This window comes from Achromobacter sp. NFACC18-2, assembly GCF_900108985.1.
Taxonomy (GTDB): Bacteria; Pseudomonadota; Gammaproteobacteria; order Burkholderiales; family Burkholderiaceae_B; genus Achromobacter.
The window spans coordinates 112,534-127,881 of the sequence record NZ_FNYM01000001.1; the positions used below are offsets into that span (position 1 = coordinate 112,534).

The 15,348-nt window shown below is 68.5% G+C and carries 15 protein-coding genes; 7 read left to right on the forward strand and 8 right to left on the reverse strand.

The window, feature by feature from the left end; translation table 11 throughout:
- Nucleotides 1–9: 9 nt before the first annotated feature.
- From BMW75_RS00555 to BMW75_RS00580, 6 genes are all read right to left on the reverse strand, one after another.
- Nucleotides 10–735 carry a response regulator transcription factor gene (locus BMW75_RS00555; protein WP_092575434.1) on the reverse strand — a complete coding sequence of 242 codons (726 nt, stop codon included), beginning with the start codon at nt 733–735 and terminating at the stop codon, nt 10–12.
- Nucleotides 736–867: 132 nt separating this feature from the next.
- The gene (locus BMW75_RS00560; protein WP_092576235.1) at nt 868–2,337 is read right to left on the reverse strand and encodes an efflux transporter outer membrane subunit; all 1,470 of its coding nucleotides are present in this window, start codon (nt 2,335–2,337) and stop codon (nt 868–870) included.
- Nucleotides 2,338–2,342: 5 nt separating this feature from the next.
- Nucleotides 2,343–3,488, reverse strand: a complete 1,146-nt coding sequence (locus tag BMW75_RS00565; protein WP_092575436.1) for an ABC transporter permease — start codon at nt 3,486–3,488, stop codon at nt 2,343–2,345.
- On the reverse strand, nt 3,485–4,432 hold the full coding sequence (locus tag BMW75_RS00570; protein ID WP_092575439.1) for an ABC transporter ATP-binding protein: 948 nt from the start codon (nt 4,430–4,432) through the stop codon (nt 3,485–3,487). The genes BMW75_RS00565 and BMW75_RS00570 overlap by 4 nt, the downstream gene beginning before the upstream one ends.
- Nucleotides 4,429–5,382, reverse strand: coding sequence for an HlyD family secretion protein (locus tag BMW75_RS00575; RefSeq protein WP_092575443.1), 954 nt, complete (start codon nt 5,380–5,382; stop codon nt 4,429–4,431). Before BMW75_RS00575 ends, BMW75_RS00570 begins: the two co-directional genes overlap by 4 nt.
- A gap of 2 nt (nt 5,383–5,384) precedes the next feature.
- Nucleotides 5,385–6,113 carry a TetR/AcrR family transcriptional regulator gene (locus BMW75_RS00580; protein ID WP_092575447.1) on the reverse strand — a complete coding sequence of 243 codons (729 nt, stop codon included), beginning with the start codon at nt 6,111–6,113 and terminating at the stop codon, nt 5,385–5,387.
- Between the two features lie 162 nt (nt 6,114–6,275).
- Between BMW75_RS00580 and BMW75_RS00585 the strand changes: the two genes are divergently transcribed.
- From BMW75_RS00585 to BMW75_RS00595, 3 genes are all read left to right on the forward strand, one after another.
- A complete protein-coding gene (locus BMW75_RS00585; protein WP_092575451.1) occupies nt 6,276–7,325 on the forward strand; it encodes an NADP-dependent oxidoreductase in 1,050 nt (349 codons plus the stop codon).
- Nucleotides 7,322–8,017, forward strand: a complete 696-nt coding sequence (locus BMW75_RS00590) for a type 1 glutamine amidotransferase domain-containing protein (RefSeq protein WP_092575454.1) — start codon at nt 7,322–7,324, stop codon at nt 8,015–8,017. The genes BMW75_RS00585 and BMW75_RS00590 overlap by 4 nt, the downstream gene beginning before the upstream one ends.
- A gap of 129 nt (nt 8,018–8,146) precedes the next feature.
- Nucleotides 8,147–8,746 carry an HD-GYP domain-containing protein gene (locus tag BMW75_RS00595; protein WP_092575457.1) on the forward strand — a complete coding sequence of 200 codons (600 nt, stop codon included), beginning with the start codon at nt 8,147–8,149 and terminating at the stop codon, nt 8,744–8,746.
- Nucleotides 8,747–8,766: 20 nt separating this feature from the next.
- On the opposite strand, the gene BMW75_RS00600 is transcribed toward BMW75_RS00595, so the two are convergent.
- Together BMW75_RS00600 and BMW75_RS00605 are read right to left on the reverse strand one after the other, a co-directional pair.
- Complete coding sequence (locus tag BMW75_RS00600; RefSeq protein ID WP_092575460.1) at nt 8,767–10,365, reverse strand: glycerol-3-phosphate dehydrogenase/oxidase; 1,599 nt, start codon at nt 10,363–10,365, stop codon at nt 8,767–8,769.
- 93 nt (nt 10,366–10,458) lie between these two features.
- On the reverse strand, nt 10,459–11,250 hold the full coding sequence (locus BMW75_RS00605) for a DeoR/GlpR family DNA-binding transcription regulator (RefSeq protein WP_231952158.1): 792 nt from the start codon (nt 11,248–11,250) through the stop codon (nt 10,459–10,461).
- 220 nt (nt 11,251–11,470) lie between these two features.
- On the opposite strand from BMW75_RS00605, the gene BMW75_RS00610 reads away from it, so the two are divergent.
- From BMW75_RS00610 to BMW75_RS00625, 4 genes are read left to right on the forward strand one after another with little or no spacing between them, the layout of a single operon-like run.
- Nucleotides 11,471–12,556, forward strand: a complete 1,086-nt coding sequence (locus BMW75_RS00610) for an ABC transporter ATP-binding protein (RefSeq protein WP_092575463.1) — start codon at nt 11,471–11,473, stop codon at nt 12,554–12,556.
- Nucleotides 12,556–13,644 carry an ABC transporter ATP-binding protein gene (locus BMW75_RS00615; protein ID WP_092575466.1) on the forward strand — a complete coding sequence of 363 codons (1,089 nt, stop codon included), beginning with the start codon at nt 12,556–12,558 and terminating at the stop codon, nt 13,642–13,644. The genes BMW75_RS00610 and BMW75_RS00615 overlap by 1 nt, the downstream gene beginning before the upstream one ends.
- Nucleotides 13,641–14,531, forward strand: coding sequence for a carbohydrate ABC transporter permease (locus tag BMW75_RS00620; RefSeq protein ID WP_092575469.1), 891 nt, complete (start codon nt 13,641–13,643; stop codon nt 14,529–14,531). Before BMW75_RS00615 ends, BMW75_RS00620 begins: the two co-directional genes overlap by 4 nt.
- The gene (locus BMW75_RS00625) at nt 14,524–15,336 is read left to right on the forward strand and encodes a carbohydrate ABC transporter permease (RefSeq protein WP_076521109.1); all 813 of its coding nucleotides are present in this window, start codon (nt 14,524–14,526) and stop codon (nt 15,334–15,336) included. The genes BMW75_RS00620 and BMW75_RS00625 overlap by 8 nt, the downstream gene beginning before the upstream one ends.
- Nucleotides 15,337–15,348: the final 12 nt, after the last annotated feature.

The window sequence follows — 15,348 nt, forward strand, 5'->3', positions numbered from 1 at the left end:
CGCGCGGCGCTAGATTTCCCCGGTGAAGGCGTAGCCCCAGCCCCAGACCGTGCGTATCGGCAGCTCGACGTTGACATCCTGCGCCTTGCGCCGCAGGCGGCTGACGACGACGTCCGTGCGGCGCATCGATTCGCGGCCCGAATGCGGGTCCAGGCCGGGAGGGTCGCCGCGCGGCATGCGCTTGTCGGGCGATCCGGTCAGTTTCAGCAGGAACTCCCGCTCGGCCTGGGTCAGCGCCAGGCGCGTGCCCTGCGGGCTGACCAGGGTCCAGGCGGCATCCAGGAATTGCCACTTGCCGGTGAGCACGGCGGGCGCCGAGGGCGCCGCAGGCCGCGCGTCGGCCTCGGGGGCGCGGCGGCTGGCGGCGGTGGGCACGCGGCGCACCAGCGCCTGCAGGGCGGCCGCGATCTCGGCGGTGGCCACCTCGGGCGAAAAGCAGGCGTCGGCGCCGCAGTGCAGGCCGAGAATGCGGTTCTCAGGGGTGTCGAAGGCGGAAACGGCGACGATGCCGGCGGTGGTGTCCATGGCGCGCAGACCTGCGACGGCCATGCAAAGATCGGTAAATTCGGCTTGCATCACGAGCAGCGGGGTGCGGCGGGCCTGGAACAGGCGGAACAGTCCGTTGGAGTCTTCGCAAGGACGCGGCGAGAACCCCATTTCGGCCAGTTCGTCGCTGCGGCGCACGCGCTGGCTGGCGTCGGGAGCGAAGACGATCAGGTCTAATAGGTCATTCATGAATCGTTGTGAACATCATGCAGCTTGAGCGCTTGCATGATGCATCGGTTACAACGGTTTCCCAAACCGCGCACAACGACACTTTCCTACCCGAATTCTCGGCCATGGCCGGGAGATAAGCCTTTCGCGGCGTCAGGGAGCGTCGCCGGAGACCTCATTCCACCAGCCGCCGCCCAGCGCTTGTAACAACGCGGCCGTGTCGGTGTAGCGCGCCGCATCGGCCTGGATGCGCGAAATTTGCGTCTGTAACACCTGGCGCTGGCTGTCCAGCAGGCTCAGATGGCTGATGCCGCCCGCCTGGAAACGTCCCGCCGCGATGCGGCCGGCCTCGTCGGCACGGCGCCAGGCGTCGTCATAGGCCGCGAAGGCCTCGCTGTCCGTCTGCACGGCGCGCAGCGCGTCGGCCACCTGGCGGAATCCGTCTAGCACCGTCTGCCGGTAGGACGCGGCGGCCGCGTCATAGGCCGCCTCGGCCGAGCGCTTGCGCGCGCGCAGCTCGCCGCCATGAAAAAGCGGCTGGACCAGTCCAAGCCCCAGATTCCACACGTTCACGCCATCGGACAGCTCGTTCGCGCCCGTGCGCTGCGACCCGAAACTGGCGGTCAGGGTGAACTGCGGATACAGGTTGGCCGTGGCCACGCCCACGTCCGCCGACGCCTTGTGCCACAGGGCCTCGGCGGCGAGGATGTCGGGCCGCTGGCGCGTCAGGGCGGAGGGCACGCCCGTGGGAACGTCCGGCGGCAGCGTCAGGTCCGCCAGGCGCAGGGGCGGCGACTGCAGGGCGGCGGGCGCCACGCCCAGGTAGGTGGCCAGTTGATGGGTGACCTGCGCCAACTGGTATTGCAGCGGCGGCACGGTGGCCCGGGTCTGGGCGACCAGCAGTTCCTGGTTGCGCAGGTCGGCCAGCGCGATGCCGCCCGCGTCCAGGCGCTTTTGCATGATTTCCTGCTGGCTGACCTGCGCCGCCAGCAGCGCGTCCGTGGCCGCCAGCCGCTCGGCCAGGTCCGCCTGGCGGATCGCGGCGGTCACGACGTTGGCCGCCAGCGACATGCGCGCGGCCTGCAGTTCGTGCGCCTGGTAGTCCATCTGCGCGGCCAGGCCCTCCAGCACGCGCTGGTTGGCGCCGAACACGTCCAGCGTGTAGGACACGTCGATGGAGGCGTTGTAGAGCGTGAAAGGCGGGGGCGGCTCGGCCACCGGCACGCCGTAGGCCGCCGGATCCACCTTTTTCCGGGCTACCGACAAATTGCCGTCCACCGAGGGCAGCGTGCGGCCGCCGGTCTCGGCGGACAGGTCCTCGCGCGCCTGGCGCAGCCGCGCGCGCGCTTCATCCAGCGTGGGACTGGCGGCGAGCGCCTGGCGCACCAGCCGGTCCAGTTCCTCCGATCGGAATAGCTGCCACCACTGCGCGGGAATGTCCGCGCCCGGCTGCAGGCGCTGGTCGCCCGCGGGCAACGCATCCTGTCCCTGCGGGGTGTAGGACGCCACGTCCGGCGCGGCAGGCTGCGGAAAGTCGGGGCCGACCGCGCAGGCGGACAACAGCGCGCTCAGCGCGAGCGTGGCGAGGGGGCGGGGAGCGGACAGGCGGGCGGGGCGGCGCATGGGCATCAATCCAGGGTGCGGCGGTAGAACTTCACGGCGGCGGTCATGACGATGACGGTAAAGACCATCAGCGGCCAGATGTTCGGCCACAGGTCCCACCAGCCGTTGCCTTTGAGCAGGATGCCGCGGATCAGCCGGTTGAAATACGTCAGCGGCAGCAGGTTGCCCAGGTGCTGCGCCCACATCGGCATGCCCTGGAACGGGAACATGAATCCCGACAGCAGCATGTTGGGCAGGAAATAGAACATGGTGAGCTGCATGGCCTGAAGCTGGTTCTGCGCCAGCGACGACAGGGTGATGCCCACCGTCAGGTTGGCCGCCACGAACAGCAGCGCGGCCAGGTAGACCGACAGCAGGCTGCCCATGATGGGCACGTGAAACACGAAATGCGCGGCCGCCAGGATGATGCTGGCCTGGATCAGGCCGATGGCGATATAGGGCACGATCTTGCCGGTCATCACCTCGATCGGCCGCACTGGCATCGCCAGCAGGTTTTCCATGGTACCCCGTTCGCGCTCGCGGGTCATGGCCAGCCCGGTCATCATCACGAGCGTCATCGTCAGGATCACGCCCATCAGGCCCGGCACGGTGTTGTATTGCGAGATCTGCTCTTCGTTGTAGAGCTGGTGGATGCGCACGTCGAAAGGCGGCTGGCCGCCCGCCAGGCTGGCGAGCGGTCCGGTCAGGTCCTTTTGCGCGACGGCCTGGGTCAACTGCGTGGCCGCGCCCAGCGCCATGCCGGTCGCCATGGGGTCGGTGGCGTCAGCCTCGATCAGCAGGGCCGGGCGCTCGCCGCGCAACAGGCTGCGGGTGAAATCCGGCGGAATCGTCACGACGAACAGCACGCGCCCCTGAGCCAGCGCGGCGCGTCCCGCCTCTTCGTTGTCCAGTTCCTCGACGATGTGAAAGTAGTCCGACGAGCGCATCGCCGCGATGAAACTGCGCGTGAAGGGGCTGTGGTCCGACGCGATGACGGCGGTGGGCATCTGCCGCGGATCGGTGTTGATGGCGTAGCCAAAGAGCGCCAGTTGCATGATGGGCAGTCCCACGATCATGCCGAAAGTGATGCGGTCGCGGCGCAGCTGCAGGAACTCCTTGAGCACCATGCTCCACCAGCGCGACCAGGAAAATCCGTTCAGGCGCAGGCTCATGGGGCGCTCGCAAAGTTGTCGGTGGACCGGTTCATCAGGTAAATGAAGACGTCCTCCAGGCTGGTGTCGATGCGTTCCAGGCGCAGGTCCTGGCCGTCGATGGCGGCGCGCAGCGTGCGCTCCAGCAATGCCGCATCCCGGCCGCTGACGTGCAGCGCCGAGCCGAAGGCCACCGTCTGGTCCACGCCCGGCGCGCCGCGCAGTTGCTGGCCCAGCGGCACCAGGTTGTGCCCGTGGATCGCCCAGGTGGTCAGGCCCTGTTCGGCGATGACCTCATCGGCGGTGCCCTGGGTCAGCAGCTTGCCGTAGGAAATGTAGGCCAGCTTGTGGCAGCGTTCGGCCTCGTCCATGTAGTGGGTGCTGACCAGCACCGAGATGCCGCGCGCGGCCAGCTCGTGGAGCTGTTCCCAGAAGTCGCGCCGCGCCGTGGGGTCCACCCCGGCCGTGGGCTCGTCCAGCAGCAGCAGCCTGGGCTGGTGCAGCAGGCAGGCGGCCAGCGCCAGCCGCTGCTTCCATCCGCCCGACAGCGATCCGGTCAGTTGCCCGGCGCGGCTTTGCAGGCCGAGGTCCTGCAGGGCGCGGTCCACGGCCTCCTTGCGCTGGGCCATGCCGTACATGCGCGCCACGAAGTCCAGGTTCTCGCGGATGGTCAGGTCCTCCCAGTACGAGAACTTCTGCGTCATGTAGCCCACGTTGCGCTTGATCTGCGCGCTGTCGCGCAGGATGTCGTAGCCCAGGCAGGTGCCGCTGCCCGAATCCGGCGTGAGCAGGCCGCACATGAGGCGGATGCAGGTCGTCTTGCCGCTGCCGTTGGGGCCCAGAAAGCCGAAGATCTCGCCCTTGCGCACCTGCAGCGTCACGTCGTTCACGACGTGCTTGCTGCCGAAGTGCTTGTTCAGGCCGTGGACGTCGATGACGTAGCCGCCGGCGTCGGTTGCGCTCATGGCAGGGTCGCCTCCACGGGCTGGCCGGGATGCAGCCGCGCCGCCGCGTCCGGCGCGGGGCGGGCCTCGACCATGTAGACCAGCTTGCTGCGGCTTTCGCGGCTGTAGATCACCGGCGGCGTGTATTCCGCCTGGTCCGAGACGTAGTCGATGCGCACGGGTATCGGGTCGCCGCATCCGTCGCAGCGCAGCGTGGCCTCCTGGCCGATCTTGAGCGATCCCACGACCGTCTCCGGCACGAAGAAGCGCACCTTGACGTTGCCCGGCGGCAGCAGGCTGACGACCGGGCTGCCGGCGGGCACCCATTCGCCCACGCGGTACATCGTGTCGAACACGCGGCCGGCCGCGGGGGCCGCGAGCTGCTTCTGGGCCACCGTCCATTCGGCCTGCGCCAGCGCCGCGTCGGCGGCCTGGACCTGCGACGCCTGCGCGCGCCGCGCCTCGTCGCGGCCGGGCAGGCGGTTGACTTCGACCTGCGCCTGCAGCTCGCGCACGCGGGCGGCGTCCGACTGCGCCTGTTCGCGGCTGTCGTCCAGTTGCGAGCGCGCGATGCCGCCGATGCGGAACTGCGCGATGTCGCGCTGCAGTTGCGCGGCGGACCGCCGGCTGGCGGCTTGCGCCTGCGCCAGTTGCGCCAGGCTGACGTCGACCTCCGGCGGCCGCTTGCCGGTGGCGATGTCCTCCAGTTGCGCGCGCGCCGCCGCCAGTTCCGCACGCGCCTGATCGCGCGCCGCGGCCTCGCGCGTGGCGTCCAGCGTGTACAGGGGCTGGGCCGTGTCCACGAGCTGGCCGCGCCGCACCGCCAGGGAGTCCAGGCGGCCGGCCTCGGACGAGGCCACATACACGTAATCGCCCTCTACGTAACCCTGGTAGAAGGCCGGTTCATGGTTGCCGCAGCCGGACAGGGACAGCAGGGCCAGGGCGGCGGGCAGGGGGAGGCGGGTGCGCATGGTCAGCGTCCTGAAGGCGGGGCCGGGGAAAGGCCGGGCGGCGTGAATAGGCCGCCCGTCAGCATGGCGATGGCGTGGGCCGCGATCGCCTCGTTGTCGATGGACTGCGCCACCGGGTCGTCCTGCCAGATCCGGCGCCACAGCGTGGATGTGGCCAGCGGCAGCAGGGTCAGGCCCAGGATGGAAAGAAACACCAGCCGCGGTTCGACGCCCGGCGTGATTGCGCCGCGGCGCTGGCAGTCGGCGATCAGGCCGGCAAAGGCCTGCAGCCGGTCCGAAGGCAGGTGGCGCAGCACGCGGTCGCGCAACTGGCCGCCTTCGTTGACGACCTCGTGCATCCACAGGGACGGCAGCCAGGGCTTGTCGGTGGCGCTCTGGACCACGCGGCTCACGATCTCGGTGATGTAGTGCCGCGCCGCCGCGGCCGGGTCCTGCGGCGCGTCGGCAGCGGACACGTCCAGCGGCACGGGCGCCCACACGAATCCGATCACCGGCACGATCCGTTCCAGGACCACGGCGTCGATCAGCTGGTCGCGGCTCTTGAAGTAGTAATGCAGCATCGCCGGCGTGACGCCGGCCCGCTGGGCGATGCTGGCGATGGTGGTCGCGGCGACGCCCTGGGCGGCGAACAGTTGCGTCGCCAGGTCCAGCAGGTTGGCGCGGGCGGCGGCGTTGTCCGGGCGCGGCGGGCGGCCGGGGCGGCGGGCGGGAGCGGAGGGAGCGGAAGACATGCGGCAGATTCTAATTAAAGAATTAATTAATTAAAAGGGGCGCGATCATCAGGGTTTCAAGCCCGGGGGACGGGGCGTGGATGGTGTAATGGACCGGTTCCCCGTCCCGCCGGCCGCACGCCATCACCGCGCCAGCCGGCCTCTACAAGGAGACCGCACGTCATGCCGCAATCCTCTTCCACCAATCGCCGGATCGTGCTGGCCGCGCGTCCGCAAGGCGAACCCGCCGACACCGACTTCCGTCTCGAAACGGGCGAGGTGCCGCAGCCCGGCCCGGGCCAGGTGCTGCTGCGCACGGTCTACCTGTCGCTCGATCCCTACATGCGCGGCCGCATGAGCGATGCGCCGTCCTACGCCGAGCCGGTCCGGATCGGCGAGGTGATGGTGGGCGGCACGGTCACGCGCGTGCAGGCCTCGAATCATCCGCAGTTCCAGGTGGGCGAATGGGTGCTGGCGCAATCGGGCTGGCAGGACTATGCCGTGTCCGACGGCGCCGGGCTGCTGCGCCTGGGCCCCAACCCGGAGCACCCGTCCTGGTCGCTGGGCGTGCTGGGCATGCCCGGCTTCACGGGCTACATGGGCCTGCTGGACATCGGCGAGCCCAAGGCCGGCGAGACCGTCGTCGTGGCGGCGGCCAGCGGCGCGGTGGGCGCGGTGGTGGGCCAAATCGCCAAGATCCATGGCTGCAAGGTCGTGGGCATTGCGGGCGGACCGGACAAGTGCCGGTACGTGGTCGAGGAACTGGGCTTTGACGACTGCCTGGACCACCGGCAGCCCGACCTGCCCGGGCGCCTGGCCAAAGCCGTGCCGCAAGGCATCGACGTGTACTTCGAGAACGTGGGCGGCGCTGTCTTCGACGCGGTGCTGCCGCTGCTGAACCCGCGCGCCCGCATCCCGGTCTGCGGGCTGATCTCGGCCTATAACGCCACCAGCCAGCCCGAGGGCCCGGACCGCCTGGCGCTCCTGATGCGCACCATCCTGACCAAGCGCCTGCGGATGCAGGGCTTCATCATCTTCAACGAATACGCGCACCGCTACGGCGAATTCCGCGACGCGATGCAGGACCTCATCAAGCAAGGCCGCATCAAGTATCGTGAAGACGTGGTCGACGGCCTGGAAAACGCCCCGCGCGGGCTGATCGGGCTGCTCAAGGGCGAAAATGCCGGCAAACGCATCGTGCGGGTCGGTCCTGACGAATGGAGCGCAACATGAACATATTGATCGTGCTGACTTCCCACGACACGCTGGGCAATACGGGGCGCAAGACCGGCTTCTGGCTGGAGGAGTTCGCGGCGCCGTATTACGCCTTCGTGGACGCGGGCGCCAAGGTCACGCTGGCCTCGCCGCTGGGTGGCCAGCCCCCCCTGGACCCCAAGAGCGACGACCCCGACGCCCAGACCGACGATACGCGCCGCTTTCGCCAGGACGAGCAGGCGCAGCGCCTGCTGGCGTCCACGCACCGGCTGTCCGAGATGCAGGCGTCGGATTTCGACGCGGTGTTCTATCCGGGCGGCCACGGTCCGCTGTGGGACCTGGCGGAAGACGTCAAATCGGTCGCGCTGATCGAGACCATGCTGGCGGCGGGCAAGCCGGTGTCGGCCGTGTGCCATGCGCCGGGCGTGCTGCGCCATGCCAAGACCGCGGACGGCAAGCCGCTGGTGCAGGGCAGGCAGGTCACGGGCTTTTCCAACGCGGAGGAAGCCGCTGTGGAACTGACCGACGTGGTGCCGTTCCTGGTCGAGGACGAACTGAAAAAGCTGGGCGGCCAGTACAGCAGCGGGCCGGATTGGCAGCCGCACGTGGTTTGCGACGGGCTGCTCATCACGGGCCAGAATCCCGCGTCCTCGGTGGGCGTGGCCGAGGCGCTGCTCAAACGCCTGAAGGACCTGGCGGCGCCGGCCTGAAGCCGAACCGCGTGCGGGCCCGGCCGCCCGCGGCGCGCCGGGCGGCCGAGAACCGCCACGCCTTGTGTCAGAATCGCGGCTTTTCGATATTTGCGCGTCGCCCCGGTGTGGCGGCGCGCACGCTTTCCCATGCCTTCCGACGTTCCCGAAAACCCAGCAGGATCCTACGAAGCGGTGCTGTTCGCCGCGATGCAGGCGCGTGACCCGGCCACCGGCCGGCATTGCAACAGAGTCGTTGCGCTGAGCGTTGCGCTGGCCCGGGCCTGTGGGCTGCCCGAGGCGGAACTGGAGGTGATCGCCCCGGCCGCGCGGCTGCACGACGTGGGCAAGATCGGCACGCCCGATCGCGTGCTGCATCACCCGCACCGCCTGGAAAACGAAGATTGGGAAATCATGAAGGGGCACGCCGCGGCGGGCGCCGCCCTCATCATGCAGACCGCCATGCCGCAGCGCGAGGCCATTGCGCTGGCGGTGCGGCACCACCATGAGCACTTCGACGGCTCCGGCTACCCGGACGGACTGGCCGGGCATGCCATTCCGCTGCACGCGCGCATCATTTCGGTGGCCGATTCCTACGACGCGCTGGGCGACGCGCGGCCCTACCATCCGGCGCGCACCCATGCGCAGATCATGCGCATCCTGAACCAGGAGCGCGGATCCAAATGCGATCCCGACCTGCTTCGCGTGTTCGAATCGATGATCGGGGAAAGCCGGCTGCGCGTGCCGTAGCGGCGTCTACTTCAACCCGTCTACTTCAACCGATAGTGCGCCGCGACGGCGGCCAGGTCCTGCAGCGTGCGCTGCTGCCAGGCCGCGTCGTGGCCCAGTTCCTCGGCCAGGATGCGCGCGACTTCGGGGGCGGCCAGCATCGCGGCCTCGGCATCCAGGAACAGCGCGCGATTGCGGCGCGCCAGCACGTCTTCGGCGCTGCGCGCCAGTTCGAATCGCGCCGCGAAACGGACGTGCGCTTCCGAAAGCCCGCTGGCCTTGACCAGCAAGCGCTGCGCGCCGGGCAGGGCCTGCAGCGTCGGCAGGTCGCTGCCGTAATAGCTGTCCGGCGTGCCGGCGTGTTCCTGCGAGGGGGCCAGGCCGCTGGCGCCGTGCAGCGGCAGCGATTCGGTGCGGCACGAGGCCTGCGTCAGCAACTGGTGCTGGATCGCGGTGTCCACCACGTCCTGCGCCATGCGGCGGTAGGTGGTCCACTTGCCGCCGGTCACCGTGACCAGCCCGGCCTTGGACACCAGGATGGTGTGTTCGCGCGACAGCTTCTTGGTGGATGCTTCCCCGGTGGCCTTGACCAGCGGACGCAGCCCGGCCCAGACGCTGGTGACGTCGGCGCGCGTGGGCTTGCGGCTCAGATAGCGCGCCGCGGTGTTCAGGATGAAGTCCACGTCCTGTTCGCCGGCGTCGGGGTCCAGCGGCAGGTCCTGGCGCGGCGTGTCGGTCGTGCCCACGATGGTGTGGCCGTTCCACGGCACCACGAACAGCACGCGGCCGTCGTCGGTCTTGGGAATCAGGACGGCGCGCTTGCCGGGCAGGAAATCCTGCGGCAGCGTCAGGTGCACACCCTGGCTGGGCGCGACCATGCTTTGCGCGTTCTTGTCTTCCATGCGGCGCACGGCATCCACCCAGACGCCGGTGGCGTTGACGACGCAGCGCGCGCGCAGCGTGAAGGTCGAGCCGCCGATCACGTCCTGCGCGGTCACGCCGTCCACCTTGCCGCTCGTGGTGGTCAGGCCGGTGGCGCGCACGTAGTTCACGGCCGTGCCGCCCAGGTCGAAGAGGGTGCGCATCAGGCTCACCGCCAGGCGCGCGTCGTCAAACTGGCCGTCGTAGTACAGCACGCCGCCCTTCAGGCTGCGGCCATTCACGCTTTCGGCCAGCGTGGGCGCATTGGCCAGCGTCTCGCGGCGCGACAGCCAGCGGCTGGGCGACAGGTTCAGCTTGCCGGCCAGCATGTCGTACATCTTCAGGCCGATGCCGTAGAAAGGCTGGTCCAGCATGCTGTAGGCAGGCACCACGAAGCCCAGGGGCCACACCAGGTGCGGCGCGTTGCGGTTGAGCAGGCCGCGTTCGTGCAGGGCCTCGCGCACCAGGCTGACATTGCCTTGCGCCAGATAGCGCACGCCGCCGTGCACCAGCTTGGTCGCCTTGCTGGACGTGCCCTTGGCAAAGTCGGCGCCTTCGATCAGCAGCGTGCGGTAGCCGCGCGAGGCGGCATCGACCGCGGTGCCCAGGCCGGTCGCCCCGCCGCCGATGACGATGACGTCCCAGGAGTGCGTGTTGTCCAGCGTGTTCAGGAGTCGGCTGCGGTCGGGCGGGGTGACGGAGGCGAGGGGTCGGTTCATGTTCTTTGATGGCGGCGGGGCCGCGAGGTAAATGCGTCGGTGGTCGCGTCGGCGGCCCGGCAGCGGACAACTGGCCCGCTCGGGCGCGCGCGGTCAGGGTGTGGGTTTCAGGGTGTTCGGCGCCGCGGCGACGTCGCAGCGCACGCCGGCGTCCAGCAGCACCTGGGCCAGCGGCTCCTGCGGGTGGGCGTCGGTGAAGAACCGGTCGATCTGCGAAATATGCGCCAGCTCCACCATGGCCTGGCGCTTGAATTTGCTGCTGTCGGCGGCCAGCCAGACCTCGCGCGATTGTTCGATGATGGTGCGGGCCACGCGCACCTCGCGGAAGTCGTAATCGCGCAGGGTGCCGTCGGCCTCGATGCCGGAAATGCCGATCAGGCCGATGTCGACCTTGAACTGGCGGATGAAGTCCATCGTGGCCTCGCCGACGATGCCGCGGTCGCGCGAGCGCACCACGCCGCCCGCCACGATGACTTCGCAATCCGGGTTGTCGGACAGGATGTCGGCCACGTGCAGGTTGTTCGTGATGACGCGCAGCCCGCGGTGGCGCAGCAGCGCGCGCGCGATGGCCTCGGTGGTGGTGCCGATGTTCAGGATCAGCGAACAGCCGTCGGGCACGGCACGCGCCACGGCTTCGGCGATGCGCTGCTTGCCCGCGGCGTGCAGCCCCTGCCGCTTGCGGTAGGCGATGTTCTCGATGGTCGAGGCTTCGATGCGGACGCCGCCATGAAAGCGCGACAGCAGGCCGGCCTCGGACAGGATGTTGACGTCCCGCCGCACGGTCTGCAGCGTGACGTCGAAGTGTTTGGCAAGCGCTTCGATCGAGGCGGAGCCCTGGGCCCGGACCATTTCGATCAGCGCGCTCTGGCGTGGATTCAGTGTCATGTTCGCATGATAAAACAACAAAAGCGAAAAATAATGACGCACCGCAAGATTGTTTTTTGTTCGCTTCTTGAGTAAAACGCACAAAAAACGAAAGCCATCTGAAAGAGTATGCTCATCGTGTTGTCCCGGCGCGTGAACGCGCCGGCGCACGGAGCAGGGCGCTGTACCGAATACCGAAGTCCACAAAAACAGGGACATACAAGTAGGTTGAGGAGACTAGATGCAGCTGACCTTGGACGGGATCGTGTTGCGGGCCGGCTCGCAGACGCATCTGTATCCCATGAGCCTGGCCCCGGTGGCGGGCGCCATGACCGTCCTGCTGGGGGCCACCCTGGCCGGCAAGACCTCGCTGATGCGCATCATGGCCGGGCTGGACCGTCCCACCGAGGGCCGCGTGCGGGTCGACGGGGTCGACGTCACCGGCGTGCCGGTGCGCCAGCGCAACGTGGCGATGGTCTACCAGCAGTTCATCAACTATCCCTCCATGTCGGTCTACGACAACATCGCCTCGCCGCTCAAGTTGCGCGGCGCGCGCGACACGCGCGAAAAGGTCCACGCCATGGCCGCGCGGCTGCACATCGACCATCTGCTGGACCGGTATCCGTCGGAACTGTCCGGCGGGCAGCAGCAGCGGGTGGCGCTGGCGCGCGCGCTGGCCAAGGAAGCGCCGCTGATCCTGCTGGATGAACCGCTGGTCAACCTGGATTACAAGCTGCGCGAAGAATTGCGCGATGAGCTGTCGGAACTGTTTGCGGAAGGGCGGTCCACGGTGGTCTATGCGACCACGGAGCCCGGAGAGGCGCTGCTGCTGGGCGGCCACACCGCCGTGCTGGACGCGGGAGAGCTGCTGCAATACGGCCCCACGGCCGAGGTCTTTCACCGGCCCAATTCGATCCGTGTGGCGAGGGCCTTCAGCGATCCGCCCATGAACCTGTTTGCCGCCCGGCGCCACAATGGCGGTTTCGTGTTGCAGGGCGACGTGGCGGTGGAACGCGCGCTGCCGCCGGGCGCCGATGCCGACATCACCGCCGGCCTGCGCGCCGGCGCCCTGGACGTGACGCCGCGCCCGGGTCATGTCGCCTTGCCCGGGCGGGTGACCCTGGCCGAGATCTCGGGGTCCGATACCTTCGTGCACGCCGCCACGGCCGCCGGCGACGTCGTGGCGCAACTGCCCGGGGTGCACCGCTACAGCCTGGACGAGCGCGTGGCGCTCTACTTCGATCCGGCGCAGACCTATGCCTTCGGCGCGGACGGCGCGCTCTTGACCGCGCCGCGCCAGCCGGCCAGCGCGGGGGAGGCGGCCTGATGGCGCAGATCGAGCTGGACCTGTCCCATTCGTACGTGCCCCATCCCCGGTCGGACGAAGACTATGCGCTGCTGCCGCTGCGGTTCACGTTCCGCGACGGCGGGGCCTATGCCCTGCTCGGGCCGTCGGGCTGCGGCAAGACGACGCTCCTGAACTGCGTGTCGGGCCTGCTGCGGCCGTCGCAGGGGCGCATCCTGTTCGATGGCCAGGATGTCACCGACAAGAGCCCGCAGGCGCGCAACATCGCCCAGGTGTTCCAGTTTCCGGTGGTGTACGACACGATGACGGTGGCCCAGAATCTGGCCTTTCCGCTGCGCAACCGGGGCGTCGCGCCCGAGCGCATCCGCGAGCGCGTCGGCCGCATCGCCGAAATGCTTGAGATGTCCCATGTCCTGGACCGCCGGGCCAGCGGCCTGACGGCCGACGCCAAGCAGAAGATCTCGCTGGGCCGGGGCCTGGTGCGCAGCGACGTGTCGGCCATCCTGTTCGACGAACCGCTCACGGTGATCGACCCGCAGCTCAAGTGGGAACTGCGGCGCAAGCTCAAGGAAATCCACCACGAGTTCAAGCTGACGTTGATCTACGTGACGCACGACCAGACCGAGGCGCTGACCTTCGCCGATCAGGTGATGGTCATGGCGCGGGGCCGCGCCGTGCAGGTGGGCAGCGCGGACGATCTGTTCGAGCGGCCCGCGCACACTTTCGTGGGCCATTTCATCGGCTCGCCCGGCATGAACTTCCTGCCGGCCGAGTGGCGCGACGGCGCGCTGATGGTGGGCCGGCACCGTCTGGACGGCCTGCCCGAGTCGCTGGCCGCCAAGCTGGCGGGCGCCGGTCCGGTCAAGCTCGGCGTGCGCCCTGAATACCTGCGGGTGACGCAGGCCGGCGCGCCCGGCGCGGTGCCCCTGCGCGTGGACCGCGTGCAGGACGTGGGCACCTACACGCTGCTGGTGGCCGATTTCGACGGCACGCCGGTGCGCGCGCGGCTGGGCAGCGATGTCGCACCCCCCGGCCATGGCGGCGACGTGTGGCTGTCGGTGGTCAATCCGCACACCTGCTTTTATCGCGACGAGGCGCTGATCCCATGAAACCCACCGATCACCGGGCCTGGTTCCTGGTCATGCCAGTCGTGCTGTGCGTGGCGTTCTCGGCCATCCTGCCGCTGATGACCATCGTCAACTATTCGGTGCAGGACATCATTGCGCCGGACCGGCGGGTGTTTGTCGGCACGGAATGGTTTGCCGCCGTGCTGCAGGACGACGAGCTGCATGGGGCGCTGCTGCGCCAGATCGGATTCTCGTTCGCGGTGCTGCTCATCCAGATCCCGCTGGGCATCCTGCTGGCGCTGTCCATGCCGGCCAGCGGCTGGCGCGCGTCCGCGGTGCTGGTGATCATCGCGTTGTCGCTGCTGATTCCCTGGAACGTCGTGGGCACCATCTGGCAGGTCTTCGGGCGCACCGACATCGGCCTCCTGGGCGCCACGCTGTCGTGGCTGGGCGTGGACTACAACTACACCGGCAACGATTTCGACGCCTGGATCACGGTGCTGATCATGGATGTGTGGCACTGGACGCCGCTGGTCGCGCTGCTGTGCTACGCGGGGCTGCGCGCGATTCCCGACGCGTATTACCAGGCGGCGCGGATCGACGGCGCCTCGCGCTTTGCCGTGTTCCGCTACATCCAGCTGCCCAAGATGCGCGGCGTCCTGATGATCGCGGTGCTGCTGCGCTTCATGGACAGCTTCATGATCTACACCGAGCCTTTCGTGCTGACCGGCGGCGGGCCGGGCAACGCCACCACCTTTCTGTCGCAGTACCTGACGCAGAAGGCGGTCGGACAGTTCGACCTGGGGCCTGCCGCGGCGTTTTCGATCATCTATTTCCTGATCATCCTGCTGTTGTGCTTCATCCTCTACAACTGGATGCAGCGCGCGGGCACCACCGGCGGCTTCGACGAGGAGCGGGCAAATGCGTGAGAAAACCACCTGGTGGCGGGGCGCCTTCCTGACGCTGTACCTGGTGTTCGCCATCCTGCCGCTGTATTGGATGCTGAACATGTCGTTCAAGTCGAACACCGAGATCGTCAGCACGCTGACGCTCTGGCCGCGCGATTTCACCTTCGAGCACTACCGCACCATCTTCACCGATCCGGCGTGGTATTCGGGCTACATCAATTCGCTGATCTACGTGGTCATCAATACGGTCGTGTCGCTGGGCGTGGCGCTGCCGGCCGCCTACGCCTTCTCGCGCTACCGATTCATCGGCGACAAGCACGTGTTCTTCTGGCTGCTCACCAACCGCATGACGCCGCCCGCCGTGTTCCTCTTGCCGTTCTTCCAGCTCTACAGTTCGCTCGGGCTGATGGACACCCACCTGGCGGTGGCGCTGGCGCATCTGGTGTTCAACGTGCCGCTGGCGGTGTGGATCCTGGAGGGCTTCATGTCCGGCGTGCCGCGCGAGATCGACGAGACCGCCTATGTCGACGGCTACTCGTTCCCGCGTTTCTTCCTGACGATCTTCCTGCCGCTGATCAAGTCCGGCGTGGGCGTGGCGGCGTTTTTCTGCTTTATGTTCAGCTGGGTGGAGCTGCTGCTCGCCCGCACGCTGACCTCGGTCAACGCCAAGCCCATCGTCGCCACCATGACGCGCACCGTGTCGGCCTCCGGCATGGATTGGGGCGTGCTGGCGGCGGCGGGCGTGCTGACCATCGTGCCGGGCGGCATCGTCATCTGGTTCGTGCGGCACTACATCGCGAAGGGTTTCGCGATGGGCCGCGTGTAGGAGGGGGGCGCC

What these genes read in the sequence shown, in the direction of transcription:
- BMW75_RS00610 (WP_092575463.1), top strand. Translation starts at nt 11,471, where the DNA reads ATGCAGCTGACCTTGGACGGGATCGTGTTGCGGGCCGGCTCGCAGACG.
- BMW75_RS00585 (WP_092575451.1), top strand. Translation starts at nt 6,276, where the DNA reads ATGCCGCAATCCTCTTCCACCAATCGCCGGATCGTGCTGGCCGCGCGT.
- BMW75_RS00570 (WP_092575439.1), bottom strand. Translation starts at nt 4,432, where the DNA reads ATGAGCGCAACCGACGCCGGCGGCTACGTCATCGACGTCCACGGCCTG.
- BMW75_RS00595 (WP_092575457.1), top strand. Translation starts at nt 8,147, where the DNA reads ATGCCTTCCGACGTTCCCGAAAACCCAGCAGGATCCTACGAAGCGGTG.
- BMW75_RS00625 (WP_076521109.1), top strand. Translation starts at nt 14,524, where the DNA reads ATGCGTGAGAAAACCACCTGGTGGCGGGGCGCCTTCCTGACGCTGTAC.
- BMW75_RS00590 (WP_092575454.1), top strand. Translation starts at nt 7,322, where the DNA reads ATGAACATATTGATCGTGCTGACTTCCCACGACACGCTGGGCAATACG.
- BMW75_RS00615 (WP_092575466.1), top strand. Translation starts at nt 12,556, where the DNA reads ATGGCGCAGATCGAGCTGGACCTGTCCCATTCGTACGTGCCCCATCCC.
- BMW75_RS00565 (WP_092575436.1), bottom strand. Translation starts at nt 3,488, where the DNA reads ATGAGCCTGCGCCTGAACGGATTTTCCTGGTCGCGCTGGTGGAGCATG.
- BMW75_RS00605 (WP_231952158.1), bottom strand. Translation starts at nt 11,250, where the DNA reads ATGACACTGAATCCACGCCAGAGCGCGCTGATCGAAATGGTCCGGGCC.
- BMW75_RS00560 (WP_092576235.1), bottom strand. Translation starts at nt 2,337, where the DNA reads ATGCGCCGCCCCGCCCGCCTGTCCGCTCCCCGCCCCCTCGCCACGCTC.
- BMW75_RS00600 (WP_092575460.1), bottom strand. Translation starts at nt 10,365, where the DNA reads ATGAACCGACCCCTCGCCTCCGTCACCCCGCCCGACCGCAGCCGACTC.
- BMW75_RS00575 (WP_092575443.1), bottom strand. Translation starts at nt 5,382, where the DNA reads ATGCGCACCCGCCTCCCCCTGCCCGCCGCCCTGGCCCTGCTGTCCCTG.
- BMW75_RS00555 (WP_092575434.1), bottom strand. Translation starts at nt 735, where the DNA reads ATGAATGACCTATTAGACCTGATCGTCTTCGCTCCCGACGCCAGCCAG.
- BMW75_RS00620 (WP_092575469.1), top strand. Translation starts at nt 13,641, where the DNA reads ATGAAACCCACCGATCACCGGGCCTGGTTCCTGGTCATGCCAGTCGTG.
- BMW75_RS00580 (WP_092575447.1), bottom strand. Translation starts at nt 6,113, where the DNA reads ATGTCTTCCGCTCCCTCCGCTCCCGCCCGCCGCCCCGGCCGCCCGCCG.